At 58.3% G+C, this 17,873-nt stretch carries 16 protein-coding genes; 7 read left to right on the top strand and 9 right to left on the bottom strand.

Features of this window, described 5'->3' with window-relative positions; all coding sequences use genetic code 11:
- A partial coding sequence (gene glyA / locus DMZ65_RS12005; RefSeq protein WP_232824945.1) for a serine hydroxymethyltransferase occupies window positions 1-1,276 on the top strand: 1,276 nt, incomplete at its 5' end.
- Between the two features lie 259 nt (window positions 1,277-1,535).
- Entirely contained in the window at window positions 1,536-1,718 is a 183-nt protein-coding gene (locus tag DMZ65_RS19700) for a hypothetical protein (protein ID WP_198662682.1), read from the top strand.
- 3 nt (window positions 1,719-1,721) lie between these two features.
- Here DMZ65_RS19700 and glnT read toward each other — a convergent pair whose 3' ends face one another.
- The 5 genes from glnT to DMZ65_RS11975 all read right to left on the bottom strand — a co-directional run bounded on the left by glnT (window position 1,722) and on the right by DMZ65_RS11975 (window position 7,890).
- Entirely contained in the window at window positions 1,722-3,077 is a 1,356-nt protein-coding gene (gene glnT / locus DMZ65_RS11995) for a type III glutamate--ammonia ligase (RefSeq protein WP_116599112.1), read from the bottom strand.
- Window positions 3,078-3,184: 107 nt separating this feature from the next.
- Window positions 3,185-4,525 (bottom strand): FMN-binding glutamate synthase family protein, encoded by a 1,341-nt coding sequence (locus DMZ65_RS11990; RefSeq protein WP_116599135.1) that lies wholly within the window; start codon window positions 4,523-4,525, stop codon window positions 3,185-3,187.
- Between the two features lie 11 nt (window positions 4,526-4,536).
- Window positions 4,537-5,220 carry a GltB/FmdC/FwdC-like GXGXG domain-containing protein gene (locus tag DMZ65_RS11985; RefSeq protein WP_116599111.1) on the bottom strand — a complete coding sequence of 228 codons (684 nt, stop codon included), beginning with the start codon at window positions 5,218-5,220 and terminating at the stop codon, window positions 4,537-4,539.
- Between the two features lies 1 nt (window position 5,221).
- Window positions 5,222-6,151 carry a class II glutamine amidotransferase gene (locus DMZ65_RS11980; protein ID WP_116599134.1) on the bottom strand — a complete coding sequence of 310 codons (930 nt, stop codon included), beginning with the start codon at window positions 6,149-6,151 and terminating at the stop codon, window positions 5,222-5,224.
- 143 nt (window positions 6,152-6,294) lie between these two features.
- Window positions 6,295-7,890 (bottom strand): trimethylamine N-oxide permease, encoded by a 1,596-nt coding sequence (locus DMZ65_RS11975; protein ID WP_084354882.1) that lies wholly within the window; start codon window positions 7,888-7,890, stop codon window positions 6,295-6,297.
- Between the two features lie 331 nt (window positions 7,891-8,221).
- On the opposite strand from DMZ65_RS11975, the gene DMZ65_RS11970 reads away from it, so the two are divergent.
- From DMZ65_RS11970 to DMZ65_RS11955, 4 genes are all read left to right on the top strand, one after another.
- Window positions 8,222-9,358 carry an aminomethyl transferase family protein gene (locus tag DMZ65_RS11970; protein ID WP_084354875.1) on the top strand — a complete coding sequence of 379 codons (1,137 nt, stop codon included), beginning with the start codon at window positions 8,222-8,224 and terminating at the stop codon, window positions 9,356-9,358.
- A 74-nt stretch (window positions 9,359-9,432) separates the two neighbouring features.
- The gene (locus tag DMZ65_RS11965; protein WP_116599110.1) at window positions 9,433-10,041 is read left to right on the top strand and encodes a dimethylamine monooxygenase subunit DmmA family protein; all 609 of its coding nucleotides are present in this window, start codon (window positions 9,433-9,435) and stop codon (window positions 10,039-10,041) included.
- A complete protein-coding gene (locus DMZ65_RS11960) occupies window positions 10,038-11,003 on the top strand; it encodes a PDR/VanB family oxidoreductase (RefSeq protein WP_116599109.1) in 966 nt (321 codons plus the stop codon). The genes DMZ65_RS11965 and DMZ65_RS11960 overlap by 4 nt, the downstream gene beginning before the upstream one ends.
- A gap of 12 nt (window positions 11,004-11,015) precedes the next feature.
- Entirely contained in the window at window positions 11,016-12,056 is a 1,041-nt protein-coding gene (locus DMZ65_RS11955; RefSeq protein WP_116599108.1) for a heme-dependent oxidative N-demethylase family protein, read from the top strand.
- A gap of 188 nt (window positions 12,057-12,244) precedes the next feature.
- Here the strand turns inward: DMZ65_RS11955 and DMZ65_RS11950 are convergent, their stop codons facing one another.
- Complete coding sequence (locus DMZ65_RS11950; RefSeq protein WP_084354871.1) at window positions 12,245-12,901, bottom strand: helix-turn-helix domain-containing protein; 657 nt, start codon at window positions 12,899-12,901, stop codon at window positions 12,245-12,247.
- A gap of 117 nt (window positions 12,902-13,018) precedes the next feature.
- Between DMZ65_RS11950 and DMZ65_RS11945 the strand changes: the two genes are divergently transcribed.
- Window positions 13,019-14,026, top strand: coding sequence for a GlxA family transcriptional regulator (locus DMZ65_RS11945; protein ID WP_116599107.1), 1,008 nt, complete (start codon window positions 13,019-13,021; stop codon window positions 14,024-14,026).
- A gap of 27 nt (window positions 14,027-14,053) precedes the next feature.
- Here the strand turns inward: DMZ65_RS11945 and DMZ65_RS11940 are convergent, their stop codons facing one another.
- From DMZ65_RS11940 to DMZ65_RS11930, 3 genes are read right to left on the bottom strand one after another with little or no spacing between them, the layout of a single operon-like run.
- On the bottom strand, window positions 14,054-14,620 hold the full coding sequence (locus DMZ65_RS11940) for a sarcosine oxidase subunit gamma (RefSeq protein ID WP_116599106.1): 567 nt from the start codon (window positions 14,618-14,620) through the stop codon (window positions 14,054-14,056).
- Window positions 14,613-17,579 carry a sarcosine oxidase subunit alpha family protein gene (locus DMZ65_RS11935; protein ID WP_116599105.1) on the bottom strand — a complete coding sequence of 989 codons (2,967 nt, stop codon included), beginning with the start codon at window positions 17,577-17,579 and terminating at the stop codon, window positions 14,613-14,615. The genes DMZ65_RS11940 and DMZ65_RS11935 overlap by 8 nt, the downstream gene beginning before the upstream one ends.
- A complete protein-coding gene (locus DMZ65_RS11930) occupies window positions 17,576-17,863 on the bottom strand; it encodes a sarcosine oxidase subunit delta (RefSeq protein ID WP_116599104.1) in 288 nt (95 codons plus the stop codon). Before DMZ65_RS11930 ends, DMZ65_RS11935 begins: the two co-directional genes overlap by 4 nt.
- Window positions 17,864-17,873 lie beyond the last annotated feature (10 nt).

The raw sequence follows: 17,873 nt of genomic DNA, 5'->3' as shown, positions 1-17,873 counted from the left end.
CACAGGATTTTTCACTGAACCGCTTTCTGATCGTGACGCGGATGTATTTGCCGCGATCACGGGCGAGCTTGGCCGCCAGCGCGACGAGATCGAGTTGATCGCCTCCGAGAACATCGTCAGCCGGGCGGTGATGCAGGCGCAGGGCTCTGTGCTGACCAACAAATATGCCGAAGGCTATCCGGGCCGGCGCTATTACGGTGGCTGTGACTGGGTCGATGTGGCCGAAAACCTTGCCATCGACCGCGCCTGCCAGCTGTTTGGCTGCGGCTTTGCCAATGTGCAGCCCAATTCCGGCAGCCAGGCCAATCAGGGCGTGTTCCAGGCGCTGATCAAACCCGGCGACACCATCCTGGGCATGAGCCTCGATGCGGGCGGTCACCTGACCCATGGCGCGCGGCCCAACCAGTCGGGCAAATGGTTCAACTCGGTCCAATACGGCGTGCGCGAGCAGGACAATATGCTGGATTACGATCAGGTTGCGGCGCTGGCGGCGGAACATAAGCCCAAGCTGCTGATCGCCGGTGGGTCGGCGATTCCGCGCCGGATCGACTTTGCCCGGATGCGCGAGATCGCCGACAGCGTGGGTGCCTATCTGCTGGTCGACATGGCGCATTTCGCCGGTCTCGTGGCCGCGGGCGAACATCCCAGCCCCTTCCCGCATGCGCATGTCGCCACCACGACGACGCATAAAACCCTGCGCGGGCCCCGCGGCGGCATGATCCTGACCAATGACGAGGAGATCGCCAAAAAGGTCAACTCGGCGATCTTCCCCGGCATCCAGGGCGGCCCGCTGATGCATGTGATCGCGGCCAAGGCGGTGGCTTTCGGCGAGGCGCTGGACCCCTCCTTCAAGACCTATGCCAAACAGGTCATCGCCAACGCGCAGGCGCTGAGCGACCAGCTGATCAAGGGCGGGCTGGACACGGTCACCCACGGCACCGACACGCATGTGGTGCTGGTCGACCTGCGGCCCAAAGGCGTGAAAGGCAACGCCACGGAAAAGGCCCTGGGGCGGGCGCATATCACCTGCAACAAGAACGGCGTGCCATTCGATCCCGAAAAGCCGACCGTGACCAGCGGCATCCGGCTGGGCAGCCCCGCCGGTACCACACGCGGCTTCGGTGAGGCCGAATTCCGCCAGATCGCCGACTGGATCATCCAGGTGGTCGACGGCCTCGCAGCCAACGGCGAAGACGGCAACACAGAGGTCGAAGTCAAGATCCGCGCCGAAGTCGAAGCGCTGTGCAAACGCTTCCCGATCTACCCGGACATCTGAAGCGGCATCCAGCACCTGCCCCCAGACAGGCACCGGGGGCGGGGCATAACTTTCCGGCGGACATTCTGACAGGAAACGATGCAGAGACGGGCCGTCCAGAACCAGTCGACCGAGGCTAGAAAACCATATTCCAGCCTCCGTCATCCCGAACCCCGCCTTCTCTCGCCAGCCCCTCTTTCAAATTCTCATTGGCAAAAATACTCCGGGGAGTGTGAGGGGCTGGCCCCTCACTCGTCCTGGTTCTTGTCGTCGTGCTTGAATGCACCTTCCTCTGAAAGAGTCGGCGGCGACAAGAAAAGGTCGGTTTCTGAACGCTTCAGCCAAACATCAAGACGTTGCCATACTGCTGGGCGTGCATTGGCGCAGCTCGACAGGTAGATCCAAACAAAAACCGCACCTGACGCTGATGGTCGGTGCGGCTTTTCATAGCTTCGTTTCTTGAAGGTCAGATATCCAGCGTGTGCTGTCTTTCCCATTCGGTGAAGTGGCTTGAATACTCGCCCCACTCCTTGTTCTTCAGCTTGAGAAAGGCGCTGGAAAATTCGTCACCCATCGCCGAGGTCAGGACGTTATCCGCTTCGAACATGCGCAGACCATCCAGCATGTTCTGTGGCAGCTTCGGTGCGTCCTTTATCTGATGGCCATCGACATACATGTCGATTTCCTTGGCCTCTCCGGGGTCTGCTTTTGTGCGGATCCCATCAATGCCGGCGGCCATGATCACGGCGGGCATCAGGTATGGGTTCGCGGAGCCGTCGGGCAGGCGAAGTTCCATGCGTCCGCCGCCAGGCACGCGCACCAGATGCGTGCGGTTATCGCCGGCCCAGGTTACGCTGTTGGGTGCCCAAGTCGACCCGGATGCGGTGCTTGGCGCGCCGATGCGCTTGTAGCTGTTGACGGTTGGGCAACAGATCACGGCCATGCCGCTTCCGTGTTTGAGGATGCCGCCAAGGAAGTGTTTGCCGGTTTCGGACAAACCGTAGCGTCCTGTGGGCGTGTCATCGGACCCGGCAAAGAGGTTGGTCTTGGCATCCTCACCCGTTCCGTCCCAAGCCGAGATATGCGCATGCAGGCCATTGCCCGTCAGGGTCGGCAACGGTTTGGGCATGAAGCTTGCGCGCATACCGTGCTTTTCAGCGACATATTTCGCCATGAATTTGAAGAAGCTGAGCTGGTCGGCCATCGCAAGCACATCGTCGAAATCCCAGTTCATTTCCCACTGGCCGTTGGCGTCTTCGTGGTCGTTCTGGTAATTGCCCCAGCCAAGCTGAAGCATGTATTCGCTGATCTCGCGGATGATGTGATAGTTGCGCATCATCGACTGCTGATCGTAACAAGGCTTGACCCGCGTATCGAGATCATCCGCCAAGGCCTTGCCATCGGGTGTCAGCAAGGAAAATTCCGGCTCGACACCAATCTTGACATGCAAGCCCAGTTCCGCGGCTTCGGCAATCTGCTTTCGCAGCACGTTGCGCGGTGCCTGTGCGGAATATTCGTTTTTCATCACGGGGTTGCCAGGAACCCACGCCATGTCGGGCTGCCAAGGCACCTGAATGGCGGCATCGGCATCGGGCATGACCAACATGTCCGGATGGGCGGGGGTGTAATCCATTCCGCCGGCAAAACCCGCGAAACCTGCGCCGCCTTCCTGCATTCCCGCAATCCCGCGGATCGGCACCAGCTTGGTGCGCTGCGCTCCCAAAAGATCGGTGAAATTGACCATGAAATACTTGATGCCGCGCTCTTTTCCCCACGCCTCAAGGTCTATTTCAGATGTCTGAACAAGTTGATCTTTTGCCATAATCAGAACTCTCTCCCAGTTTCTTGGCTTGTTTGGGCGGCCTTTTTGCGGTCTGTCCCCAATGTAAAAAAATGCGACACCCGGACAGGTGTCGCATGATCTGTGCTTCAGAAGCCACCTTTGCCAGGATACCAGTTGGTCCCTGCCAGCGGAACCTGCGCCATTGCGGCGGCTTCCATCGTGAGGGCAACCATATCTTCCGGCTCCAGGTTGTGCATGTGGTTCTTGCCACAGGCCCGTGCAATCGTCTGAGCCTCAAGCGTCATCACCTTGAGATAGTTCTTCAGGCGACGGCCACCTTCGATCGGATCGAAGCGCGCCATAAGCTCGGGATCCTGCGTGGTGATCCCGGCAGGGTCGCGCCCTTCGTGCCAGTCGTCATAGGCACCTGCTGTCGTGCCGAGCTTGTTGTATTCCGCTTCCCATCTGGGATCGTTATCGCCAAGCGCGATCAGCGCGGCGGTCCCGATTGCCACGGCGTCTGCACCCAGTGCCAGCGCCTTGGCCACGTCGGCACCAGACCGGATACCGCCGGAGACGACAAGCTGCACTTCGCGGTGCATTCCCATATCCTGAAGGGCCTGAACGGCGGGGCGGATGCAGGCCAAAGTCGGCTGCCCCACATGTTCGATAAAGACATCCTGTGTAGCGGCCGTCCCACCCTGCATGCCGTCAAGCACAACGACGTCGGCACCTGCCTTGATCGCGAGCGTGGTATCGAAATAGGGCCGTGCACCGGCAATCTTGACGTAGATCGGCACGCGCCAATTGGTGATCTCGCGCAGTTCGAGGATCTTGATTTCAAGATCGTCGGGGCCGGTCCAGTCGGGGTGGCGACAGGACGAGCGTTGGTCGATGCCTTTCGGCAGATTGCGCATTTCCGCCACACGGTCGGAAATCTTCTGCCCCAGCAGCATGCCGCCGCCGCCGGGCTTTGCACCTTGTCCGACCACGATCTCGATGGCGTCAGCCTTGCGCAGATCGTCGGGGTTCATCCCGTAACGCGAGGGAAGGTACTGATAGACCAGCTTGGACGAATGTCCGCGCTCTTCGGGGGTCATGCCGCCGTCGCCGGTGGTTGTCGATGTGCCTGCCGCATTGGCACCTCGGCCAAGTGCTTCTTTGGCAGGACCGGACAGCGCGCCAAAGCTCATGCCCGCGATTGTGATCGGGATATCAAGCTCGATCGGGTTCTTCGCGAAACGGGTGCCAAGCGTCACTTTCGTTTCACATTTCTCGCGGTAACCTTCCAGTGGGTAGCGCGAGATCGACGCGCCCATGAAAAGCAGATCGTCGAAGTTGGGGACCCGGCGTTTTGCGCCACCGCCGCGGATGTCATAGATGCCCGTCGCGGCGGCGCGGCGGATGTCGCTGTTGACGTCCTGTGAGAATGTCGCAGACTGACGCGGCGTCGTCGTCGGGATGCCTCTGTGTTCCTGGTCTTTCATGGACATATTCCTCAGTAGGCCGACGCGTTATCGACGTCGAAGTTGTAAAGATTGCGAGCCGAGCCATAGCGTGTGAATTCTTCCGGCTTGGCATCGGCACCTGCGCGCTCCAGCAAATCCTTGAGGATTTCGATATGTTCGGGCCGCATTTCCTTTTCCTCGCAATCCGCGCCGAGGCTCTTGACCTTGCCGCGCACGAAAAGCCGCGCCTCATAGCAACTGTCGCCAAGTGCATCCCCGGCATCCCCGAGCACCACAAGGTTGCCCGATTGCGCCATGAAGGCCGACATATGGCCGATATTGCCATGCACGACAATGTCGATGCCCTTCATCGAAATGCCGCAACGCGAAGACGCATTGCCTTTGATGACAAGCAATCCGCCGTGACCGGTCGCCCCGGCATACTGGCTGGCGTCGCCGTCGACGACAATGGTGCCGGACATCATGTTCTCACCGACGCCAGGCCCGGCAGAGCCGTGCACATTGATCGTCGCCTGCTTGTTCATGCCGCCACAATAGTATCCGGTCGATCCCTTGACCGTCACTTCGATAGGAGCGTCCAGACCGACCGCAATGGCGTGGCTGCCTCTGGCGTTCACAATTTCCCATGCGGTCTGGTTGGTGTCAGCAGCCTGGGCGTGCAGCTGCTCGTTAAGGGCGCGAAGCCCGTTTGCCTCAAGGTCTATGGTCTGCATCTCAGGCGGCCTTCTCGATTTTGGTGGGATCGTCGCTATGGGACCAGAAGTAAACGGTGGCGGGCTCCGGCTCCCAGACGCGGGCGGTCTCGATGCCGGGCAGGTTTACCAGCGCACGGTATTCCGACCCAAAAGCGACATATTGATCTGTCTCTGCCATGACGGCGGGTTTGCAGGCGATGGGATCACGCACGACACCAAAGCCGTCCTTTGTTCCGACGACGAACGTAAAGAAGCCGTCGAGATCATCCAGAGAAGATTCGAGAGCTTCGCCCAGTGTGGCGCCGTTCTGCATCTTCCATGTCAGATAGGCTGCGCCCACTTCGGTGTCGTTTTCGGTTTGAATGAGGATGCCGTTCCGGCGCAGCTTGCGGCGCAGGGAATTGTGGTTCGACAAGGAACCATTGTGCACGAGACACTGATCGGAACCGGTGTTGAACGGGTGTGCACCCATTGTGGTGACAGCCGATTCGGTCGCCATGCGCGTGTGACCGATGCCGTGCGTTCCGCTCATTTTTTCGACGTGGAAGCGGGCCGCCACGTCCTTTGGCAGACCGACCTCCTTGTAGATCTCAAGCGACGAGCCAGCACTCATTACCCGGACGTTCGGGCGGATTTCGCTCAGGATCTCTCGGGCATGGGCGATCTTGTCGGCAGGCATCGACAGAACGGCATGAGTGTCATTGCGTTCGGCTTTGACATTGGCACCGATCGCGTGACCCAGTTCGTCACCGATCGAGGCAAAGTCCTGGTCTGCATTATCGGATTGCACCGTGATCTTGGCGCCTTCATCAGACCCGTTTCCATAGATCGCGATCCCGGCGCTATCGGGCCCCCGGTCGGTCATGGTCACAAGCATATCGGTCAACATTTCGCCCAATTTAGGTTCGAGCGATTTATCCTTTAGGAAGAGTCCAACGATACCACACATCGCTTTGATCCTTTCTGCGAGTTTCATTTTCTAGATTAGCACTCGGCAAAAGAATATTCAACTAGGAAGAATATTATTTTCACAAGAGGAACGGCGCGCACATGTTGATTTCGTGCGCGCCGTCGGGGTGGATTCAACAGCGATTACCCAAGCTGGAAGATCTGATTGGCCGCTATGACCACCGCAATTCCGGCCGCGAGCGTAAGGTAAGGCTTCATGCCCGCCTTGCGGATCTTGATATCCGTGTTGCCACCGATGGTAAGATCCTCAAGCATCTTGGCGGGGAACTGACCCTTGTCGGTGATATAGTGACGATAGGCGAAGACGGGCAGAATGATCGCGATCGCGATGATCGCAGAGCGCATCGTGCCTTCACCCCAGACATTCGCGCCCGCACCCAACAGAACCGCATTCACGAAGGCAAGCCCGCCACCGATCCAAAGCATGATTGTCGGTGCTTTCCACGGACGTGTCGCATTGGCGTTGTCGATCCGGTGCAGCCAGCCCGAATGCAGGTTCAGGAAGTTGAACACCAGATAGCAGCAGTTGGAAACCGCCAGGACGAACAGGTAATCGGACATCATCAGCAGGATCAGGTTGAAGCCCAGATCTGTCCACATGCCGTTGACCGGCGCGCCGTGCTCGTTGGTGCGCGACAGGAATTTCGGCAACCAGCCATCCACCGATCCCTGATACAGTGTCCGTGACGATCCCGCCATCGATGTCATGATGGCCAGCACCAGTGCCAGAAACAGCATCACAACCATGATCTTGGCAATGATGGAACCACCGCCGACCATGCCGGCCATGGCACCTGCCACGGCAGAGCCGTCAACGATTCCAGGCTCCAGCATGCCTTCAACGCCCAGAACGCCCTGAAAGCTGATCGGGACCAGCGTGTAGATCACGACGCAGACAACCCCCGCCGCAATGATCGCACGAACGGTGTCACGCTGTGGGTCGCGGAATTCGCTGGTATAACAGATCGCGGTTTCGAAGGCATAGGCAGACCATGCGGCGATGAACAACCCGCCGAGGAACAGCGTTGTGCCCTCGATATTCCACGATCCCGTGTTGGGAACGAGGGGCAGAAGATTCGTCGAAAGAACATCACCAGAGAGAATCGGTACAAGCCCCACGATAAGGAGCGGGATCATCACGGCGACGCCCATGATTGTCTGGATCTTGGCCGCGCGGGAAATGCCGTGATGCTGGGCCATGAAAACCAGCAGCAAAATCACGGTGCCCACGATGGAGGTGGCGTTGATCCGAAGGGTCAGACCTTCGTTCAGAAAATCCAGATTAAGCAGTGTGATTTGCCACGCGTTGACGGTCGCATCGGCTCCGAACAGGGACGTCAGGACATATCCCGCCGCCAGACCGCCGCCGATCGCCAGAACCGGCGTCCAGGCCAGCCAATTGCACCAGACCGACAGGGGCGCGATCACCTTGGAATAGCGCACCCATGCAGCGGCCCCATAGACCGACGCACCGCCGGATTTGCTGGGAAAAAGCCCGGCTATTTCGGCATACACAAAGGCTTGCAGAAAGCCGAAGGACACGGAAAGCATCCATATGGCCCAGGATGGGTTTCCTACTGTTGCGGCGATTCCTCCAATGGAAAACAGGACGAGCGCCGGCACGCCCGAGGCCATCCAAAAGGCGTCTTTCCACCCGATCGCCCGGTGGAGGGTGCCATCGCCCGCAGATTGCGTGGCGTTTTCGGTTGTTGAAACCATCATGTTGCTCCTTGTTGGTGATTTTTTATCGTTTTTGCGGTGGTAAGTTTCTTTCGAAAGCTCGGCCCGTTTAATCATTAAATATGGCAAAACTTGCCTGTCAGGAAACTATTTTTCGTTAAGTATTGCTTTTTTTGAGAGACACCTGTCAACTGTTCAGAGGGTTGCCGATGAATTTTGCAGCCAACGCCTTCAGTAATTTTTCGCTAATATGGGCTGGAAGATGGTTAGGCTTGGTTTGGTTTCATCGGCTGGGGCTATCGCCCCAGGCCCGGAATTGAATGAAACGACCTCTGCGCGCCAGTGGTCGTAGTGAATCAAGGAGTTTGACATGACAGCATCCTGGAGGTTTTCGGCCCTGGCCGACCGTCACCGCGCAATGGGGTCCAATCTGGAGGACTGGGGCGGAATGGGTACGGCCTGGACCTATGACAAGGACCAGACCGAGGAATACATGGCGATTCGGACGAATGCCGGGTTCATGGACGTTTCCGGGCTGCACAAGGTGCATCTGGTCGGCCCGCATGCCGCGCATGTGATCGACCGCGCCACCACGCGCAACGTCGAGAAGATCAAGCCAGGCCGTTCGTCCTATGCTTGCATGCTGAACGATGAAGGCAAGTTCATCGACGACTGCGTGATCTACCGCATGGGGCCGAATTCCTGGATGGTGGTTCACGGTACGGGCGGCGGCCATGAGCAGTTGACGATGGCGGCCACAGGTCGCGACGTGGATGTGCGGTTTGACGACAACCTGCACGACATCTCTTTGCAGGGTCCGAAAGCTGTCGACTTCCTGGAAGAGCAGGGCGTGCCGGGCATTCGCGATCAGGTCTATTTCAGTCACCAGCACACGACACTGTTCGACAAGCCGGTGACGATTTCGCGCACCGGCTATACTGGTGAGCGCGGCTACGAGATTTTCTGCCGCGGGCAGGACGCGCCGCATATCTGGGATACGCTGGTTGAAAAGGGCAAGCCCAAGGGCATCATCCCGACACGTTTCACCACACTCGATCTGCTGCGTGCGGAAAGCTATCTGCTGTTCTATCCGTATGACAACTCGGAAATGTACCCGTTCGAGAATGAAAAGGCCGGCGACACGCTATGGGAGCTGGGCCTGGATTTCACCGTATCGCCGGGCAAGACCGGATTCCGCGGTGCCGAGGAACATTACCGCCTCAAAGGCAAGGAGCGGTTCAAGATCTACGGTGTCAAACTGGAAGGCAAAGAGCCTGCCGAAGAAGGCGCGCCTCTGCTGAAGGACGGCAAGCAGGTGGGCGTCGTGACCATCGGGATGTATTCACCGCTGAACGAATGGAACGTCGGCATCGCCCGGATGCCGGTGGATTGCGCGGTGGACGGCACCCAGATGACGGTGAAGAACGAAAGCGGCGAGATCAAATGCGTTGCGCATTCGCTGCCATTCCACGACCCGGACAAAAAACGCCGTACGGCCAAGGGTTGATCACAACTTCGGCGCGGCGTTCAATACGCCGCGCCTTTATAAATAATCATACCAGCAGGGGAAGTTAATCAAGAATGAGCACGTTCAAATTCCCGCCATCGATCACAAGCAGACCCGTCTACGGAACGCTGGAGCCGCGATCCGGCAAGCACCATCTGATGATCGCGGACGCCGAGGGTGCCGAGGCGCTGTTTGATCTTGTGGAAAAAGATCCAGATCTGATCGCGCATGCCCAAATCATGTATTTCCCTGCCGCAGACGACACCGGGTATGCTGAAAAGCTAAAGGCAATTTCACCTTCCAAACTCTATGTCGGGCCAAGCTATAGCGCGGCCGTCCCGCGTCTGCGCAGGATATTGCAGGACGCCCATATGGGTTTGCAGGTCTACCTGGCAGGCACCGAAGGCCTGATAGGGCAGGCAATGTCAGAAGCCACCAACGCCGGCATTCCGCATACCGCGATCCAGACCGAACATCGTGGTTCTGTCGCGCGACGCATGCAATGCGTACACTGCAAGGGCATCACCGAAAATGTTGTGACCGATCCGTTCACATGCTCGCATTGCGGGCTGAACTTGTTTGTGCGCGATCACTATTCCCGTCGGATCGCTGCGTTCCAGGGCGTTTGTGTTGATGCCGAAGACCCAGGCAACGTGCCTCCAAAGCGGGAGTTGTACTCATGAGCGCCGGAACCAACAAGATTGACGTCGTTGTCACCGACATCGTACCGCTTAATGAGCTGGTCACGCGATTCAAGTTCGAGCGCGCGGATGGCGGATTGCTACCGACATTCTCGGGCGGGGCACATACCGTGATCGAGATGAAGGATGGCGAAACAACCCGCTTGAACCCCTATTCCCTGATGTCGGACCCGGCAGACCGGCATGCCTATACCATCTCGGTGCGGCGGGACGATGCCGGCCGGGGCGGGTCGCTTTTCCTGCATAAGAATGTGCGGATCGGCGACGAGATGGTGATCAGCTATCCGGTCAACCTGTTCGCGTTGGACCTGCGCGCGCGCAAGCATCTGATGATTGCGGGCGGGATCGGGATCACCCCGTTTTTGGCACAGATCAAGCAGCTTTCTGCCACCAATGGTCGCTTCGAGCTGCACTATGCCTGCCGCAATCAGGCGTTGGGATCATATGTCGACGATCTGACGACGGCACATCCCAACAATGTGCATGTCTATTTCGACGATGACGGGCAAGCCCTTGATCTGGAAAACCTGTTGGATGGCCAGCCCTTGGGCACGCATATCTACATTTGCGGCCCCAAAGGTATGATCAACTGGGTGCGCGACACGGCAGAGCGTCTGGGTTGGCCGCGCGAAGCCGTGCATTACGAAGAATTCCTCGCCCCGCAATCTGGCAAGCCTTTCACGGTGAAACTGGCGAAGTCCGACCTGGAGTTTGAAGTCGGCGAACACCAGAGCTTGCTTGAAGCGATTGAAGCTGCCGGTGTCGATGCGCCGTATCTGTGCCGCGGCGGTGCATGTGGACAATGTGAAACAGACGTTCTGGAAGCAGATGGCGAAATCCTGCACAGGGATCATTGGCTGGAGGACGACGAAAAGGAGAGCGGCAAGAAAATCATGCCCTGCGTCAGCAGATTCGAGGGCAGGATTATCGTGTTGGACCGATAGGGAGAGACCGCGATGACCATTCAATTCAACGACGAAACATTCCGCGACGATTACACTTTCACGAACTCCGAGCGGGCGATCAAACGCTTTCCGTTCCCGTTCCATGAAGACAGTTACATGTATTCGGTCAACATGGAGCAGCATCAGGGCGGCCCAGAGGGCAGTATCTATGAAAAGCGCTTTGACGTGGATGAACATTACATCTCGGAGATGAAGGACCGGGCACTTGTGCTGGACGAGGATCCGCTGCGCTGCCAGTCCCTGCCACATATGACGCTGGCGGGCTGGGACTTGCTTGAACTGATCATGGTCTCGAAATCCGAGGATTATCCGGATCTGTTCGAATTGCACCGCGATGGCAACAACTGGCACTGGATCAACAAGCCGTTGGGAATCGAACAGAAGTTCGTTTTCATGGACGAATCTACGCTGCCTTATGGTCCGATGGAATATATCACCCGCCAGACCCAGGGCGATTTCGCCTTGCTGGACCAGCGCGACGAGAACCTGTGGATGGATGCCGGCATGGTCACCACCCAGGCGGACTGGTCGCTGGATTTCGACATCGGGATGAACTTTTTCGAATGGCACGCGCCGGTGCCCAAGGCGCATGAGATGGGGATTTTCAAGCGCGCGCTGAAATTCCTGCTGAACATCCAGCAAGGGATGCCGGCGCGCCGCTTGAACTGGACGATGACGGTCAATCCGCTGCTCGATACCAGCCCGGAAAACTATCATAAATGGGGTGCGCAGAAGACGACGCTGACACCGGAAAATGTCGGCCAGAAACAATATCTGCGGGTTGAGTTGCAGACCTTTTTTCGGCTCCCGCGTTCAAACGGGATGGTTTTTCCAATCCGGTGTTATCTGATTTCGCTGGAAGATCTGGTCACCATTCCGAAATGGGGCCGTCGCCTGCATCGTGTCATCCGCGATGTTCCGGAAGAACTGGCCACCTATAAAGGTTTCATCGACAACCGCCCGCTGATTGTCGACTACCTGTCGAAGTTCGATGATGGCGCACCCACATCGGATGGCGTCTGGCCGGACTAGGGCGACCGCATAATTCCGCGGCTGGGTTGCCTGCCGCGGGAAATGCCGGTGTTACCAAAGATCCGCGACGCGCGTGGCAATCGCGCACAGAGGACATCTCCGTTTTTGTTATTGTCAGCTTGGCTGGCGCTCTGTTTCGCGATGGCGCTCGCCTGGCCCGAGCCCATATTACAAAGGCGACAAGCGCTTCAGCTTGATTGCGGATAGGCGATAATCGAAAGATAGCGTGCCGGCAGCTTTGCCAGCACTTCCGGGCCATGTGGGGCATCGGCATCAAAAAACAACGTATCACCGGGCCTTAGCGGATAAAGGTCGTTGCCATGCCGATAGTCGATTTCACCTTCCAGCATGTAAATCGTCTCAATTCCGTCATGCTGAAAGACCGGAAAAATATCGGATTCTTCTGACAATGTGATCAGGTAGGGTTCGACCACCACACCGCTGGCATTCGAGCCGATATGACCCAGTAGATTGTACTGATGCCCTGCGCGTGTGCCACGGCGCGATATTTCCGCGCCTTCACCGGCTTTGGTCAGAACCGCGCTTCGGCTTTCTTCAAATCCACGGAAGAACGAAGTCAACGGCGCACTAAGCGCATGGGACAAGGCCTGTAGCGTGGTCAGCGACGGCGACGTATTGCCGTTTTCGATCTTGGACAACATGCCGATCGAAAGGCCTGTTGCTTCGGCAAGTTCGAATACCGTCATATTTTGCTGTCGACGAAAGGCTCTGACTTCTTTGCCAATGGCGACTTCAAGAACTTTTTCTCGTTCGCCGCCGACCTTATGGGGGTTTTGAGACAACACTTTTGACGACCTGTCGGCCTCGCTCTTCGCCTTCTTCATTATGTATCGCCTTTACCTTCAATCCCTTAAACGTAACATATAGTTGAAGGGAATCTGCTTCAACCGCAGACCGGCGCACAATAGCTTGCGCTGGCAATATGCACACAGGTAGCAGCCATGAATGGCACCAACAAATCAACGTCATTGGGGTTCTTGATCTATCCCGGTTTTCCGATGGCCTGTCTGACATCCGCAATAGAACCGTTGCGGGCTGCGAATGAAATCGCGGGAGAAAAGGCCTTTTCATGGCTACTTTTTTCCGAGACGGGGTCTCGGGTGTCGTCAAGTGCGGATGTCGGGTTTGACCCGGACGCCTCATTGGACCAGGCGGCGGAGCTGGATTTCCTGTTCCTGCTGAGCAGCCCACAATCACGGTTCGTGGATAAAAAGGCATCAGATGGCCACTTACGGCGTCTGGCACGTCACGGTGTGCAAATGGGGAGCATCAGCGGCGGCGTCTTTCCGCTTGCACGTTCTGGGTTGCTGTCGGGATATAAATGCAGCGTTCACTGGTGCTACGAAGCGGCGTTCGCCGCCGAGTTTCCTGACCATGTCATGACCGACGACGTGATCAATATAGATCGGGGGCGTCTTACCGTTTCAGGATCGGCCGCGGCGTTCGATCTGATGTTGCATCTGATCGAAGAACGGCTTGGCGAAGAGGTTACAACCGAAGTGGCATGCTGGTTCCAGCATCCGCTTGTGCGTGGGGCAGGGGTTCGGCAGAAAATTCCGACTGTCGGAAAGCAGAGCACATCCGATATGTTGCCACCCGCCGTGGCGCAAGCTGTGGAGATATTTGCCGAGCACATTCAGGACCCGGTCGGGCTGGATGAAGTTGCGCAGGCAGTTGGTGTTTCGACCCGTCAGCTTGAACGCGTGTTCAAACAGGCCACCGGTCAAAGCCCGTCGCATTATTATCGCGCGCTGCGAATGAAGGCTGCCCGGCAACTTGTGCTGTATTCCCGCGACACGATGTCGGAAATTGCAAACGCGGTCGGCTATGTCAGCACCGCACCGATGACGCGCCATTACCGGGATACATTCGGCATCAGCCCCCGCGAAGATCGAAAGACCATCAATATGTTCCGGGTCGAGAACAACGTCTCGATCCCTTCGACCTAACGCGGGTGCCGTTGACCGTGACTTCGTTCAAATAGCACTGGCCGCCGCGACGGTCAGGGCATGATGAATCGAACCTGCCGATGAACGCGGGCCGATCACGCTGAAATGCGCGTCTTTCGTGCGGCAGATCAGAAAACATCCCAGATGCTCCAGCCGTGTTCGGGTGACCTGACCTTGTGTCATTGCACGGGTATCCGCGTTGCACAAACGTTCCAGAACGTCGTGGCAGCGCGTGCCCTCAAGGTCGAATCGACACCAGCCATCGGTCTGTTCGGTGACCGACGCCGCATCGCCGACAGCAGATTTGACCTCTGTTGCCAATTCTTCGTGGCTGTCATGCGGTGCCTCGATCATCCATTGCTGCGGTCCGGTCCAGAACGCGGTGAAATCACCGCTCGTCGCAGTGGCCGCGACATCGGGCAGAGCCGTGCCAAGCAGATTTTGCGCAGCGGTCGCGGTGTCTTGCTCGCGTCCGCGTCGGGCGGCAAGGGATGCCAGCGCCCAATCGGGACATTCAGAAATGGTCAACCCGGCGAATCTGTCGATTTGCGCAGTGGTGCTGCCAAGCGGTGTGAGCGGTTTCAAATCATGCACGGAGCCGTTCTCCTTCGGGATCGACGAAATGGGCGCTGACGACTTCAACTTCGACATCCGCGCCTGTCAGCGGTGTCGTGAGGATCATGACCTCGCCAAGGCGGTTGCCACCATCCTTGAGAAAGCCCAGCCCGATGGACGAATTCAGGCTCGGAGAGAAGGCGGCGGAGGTGATATAGCCCTGGTCATGTTCGGCATCCTTCGGCGTTCCTTTGGTCATCAAGTGACCGCCAGCCGTGACCTTGTCAGCGTTGTTGACAGGTTTGAAGCCGACCAGCATCAGCGCATCCGGTTCGTTCAGGCCTTCGCGTTCTGACAAGGTGGATCCGATACTGTCCTTCTTCTTGGACACCATTCGCCCCATACCAAGGTTCAGCGCCGTGGTCGTGCCGTTCAGCTCATTGCCTGCGGCGTGGCCTTTTTCGATACGCATCACGCCAAGAGCCTCGGTGCCGTATGGCACGACATCGAATTCTTGGCCCGCTTCCATGATCTTGCGGAACAGCGCATCACCATAACGCGTCGGCACGGCGATTTCATACGCCAGTTCGCCGGAAAAGGAGATCCGGAACAGGCGCGCACGCAGGCCACCGCAGACGGTGATCTCGCGACAGGCCATGAACTCGAACCCTTCGTTGGAAATGTCGAATTCAGGGTCCACGATCTTTTGCAGCAGCTTGCGGGAATTTGGTCCTGCCACGGCATATTGTGCCCAGGCCTCGGTCGTCGAGATCAGTTGCACGTCCATGTCCGGGAACAGACATTGGCGAACAAATTCAAGATGCCGGTAGACATTGACCGCGTTGGCTGTGGTCGTCGTCATCACGAACTGATCTTCGGCCAGGCGGGCGGTGGTGCCGTCATCCATCGCGATGCCGTCCTCGCGCAGCATCAGCCCGTAGCGCGTCTTGCCGACGGCCAGTTTGGCGAATGCGTTGGCATAGACCTTGTTCAGAAACTGCGCCGCGTCAGTGCCCTGGATGTCGATTTTGCCCAAGGTGGTCACGTCGCAGACACCAACCGATCCGCGCACCGCATTGACTTCGCGATCGACAGTTTCCCGCCAATGGGTTTCACCGGGTTTGGTAAACCATTGCGCGCGCAGCCAATTGCCGACTTCGACAAAAGTTGCGTTGTTCTCGGTGGAATACTTGTGGCTTGGTGTCTCGCGGACCGGGTGGAAATGCTTACCGCGCGCGCGACCACCCATCGTGCCCATCGGGACGGGCGTATACGGTGGGCGGAACATGGTCGTGCCGACCTCGGGGATGGATTTGCCCGCAAGCTCGGCCATGATCGCAAGGCCGCCCATATTGGAAGTCTTGCCCTGATCCGTGGCCATGCCCAGCGTCGTATAGCGCTTGAGATGTTCGACCGAGCGGAAGTTTTCCTGATGCGCAAGCTTGACGTCCTTGACCGTCACATCGTTCTGCTGGTCCAGCCACGCGCGGCCCTTGCCGTGTTTGACATACCAGAACGGTTGCAGGTTTACGGGCGTATCCTCGGCCTGTGGCAGCTCGATGGTGGGAGCATCAATGCCCAGATCGTGCAAAGCGGCGGCAGCCTTGTCGCTGCCGGTCTGCAAGGCGGACGCGGTTGAAAAGTCGCCTTGCGCTGCCCCGGCGACGGACATCCCCGGTGTGCCGGTGTCGCCCGGCACAAAGGCGGCGATTGCGTCATTCCACACAGGACGGCCGCGCTGATGGCAGGTCATGTGAACATTGGGGTTCCAGCCGCCCGAAACGCCAAGCGCGCCACATTCGATGGTGCGTTCGCTGCCGTCGGCCTGCTGGATCTTGACATAGTTCAGCCCCAGACGTCCTGCGGTATCAATGACCTGCGCCCCCGCCAGCAACTCGCAATCGGCGATGCGCGGGGCATCCGCGCGGGTGTCGATCACGGCTGTGACCTTGACGCCCTTGGCCAACAGATCGACGGCGGTGCGGTGCCCGTCATCGTTATTGGTGAAGACGGCCACACGCGGTGCTGCGGTCACGGCCCAGCGATTGGCATAGGCGCGCATGGCGCTTGCCAGCATGATGCCGGGGCGGTCATTGTTCTCGAACGCGATGGGCCGTTCGATGGCCCCCGCACAGACCAAGGCCCGCTTGGAATAGATGCGCCACAGGATCTGCCGCGGCTTGCCCTTGGACGGCACGGCGAGGTGATCGCTGACACGCTCTACCGCGCTGTATATGCCGTGGTCGAACGCGCCCAGCACGCTGGTGCGCGCCATGCAGCGCACATTCGGCATCGCGTCCAGTTCAGCCATTGCGGCTGCGGTCCAGGCCGGTCCGGTCTCGCCTCCGATTTCGTGGGTTTCGGCATTCAGACGGCCGCCAAAGACATAATCCTCATCCGCAAGGATGACCTGCGCCCCGGCACGCCCCGCGCGCAGAGCCGCAGCAAGCCCCGCAGGCCCGCCCCCGATGATCAGCAGATCACAGTGCAGAAAGCCCTTGTCATATTCGTCGGGATCGTCCTGCAAAGACAGCGAGCCAAGCCCTGCGGCCTTGCGGATGATCGGCTCATACAGCTTTTCCCAGAAAGCGGCCGGCCACATGAACGTTTTGTAGTAGAAACCGGCGGTCAGAAAATTCGAAAACCGGTCATTGATCGCCATGGCGTCGAATTTCAACGACGGAAAACGATTCTGGCTTTTCGCCTCCAGCCCGTCAAAAAGTTCCGCCGTGGTCGCGCGGGTGTTCGGCTCTTGCCGTGCGCCGCTGCGCAGCTCGACCAGCGCGTTGGGTTCTTCACTGCCGGACCCCAGCACGCCGCGCGGACGGTGATACTTGAACGACCGGCCCATCAGCCGGACATTGTTGGCCAGCAGCGCAGAGGCAAGCGTGTCACCGGGATGACCCGCATAGTTTTTGCCGTCAAAGCTGAATCTGAGTGACCGCGAAGTATCAATCTGGCCGCCGGTCAGGCGATTCGTCTGTTTGTTGTCGCTCATTTGCTGCGCCCCTTGCTGCGAGCCACATCGGAGGCCATTTCGACGTCCGTGATCTCATGCGTCAGCGTATTCCGCGTGACGACAAGCCAAGATCGGTCGCCTGTTTCGTGAAACCACAGCTCGCGGTGGAGCCCGGCCGGATTGTCGCGCAGATACGCGTATTCGTAGAATTTTTCCGCGGCATCCTCTGCCTCCCAGTCGGGTCGGTCGATCAGCGAGGCATCGCCAAGAAACGTGAATTCCTGCGCGTCGCGGGGGCCAAGAAGAGGGTGATTAATAATCATGTCTGACGGC

This window comes from Primorskyibacter marinus (assembly GCF_003313245.1).
Classification (GTDB): domain Bacteria; phylum Pseudomonadota; class Alphaproteobacteria; order Rhodobacterales; family Rhodobacteraceae; genus Primorskyibacter; species Primorskyibacter marinus.
Note: the sequence above shows the minus strand (reverse complement) of the source record. Positions and strands in the feature narration are given on the sequence as shown.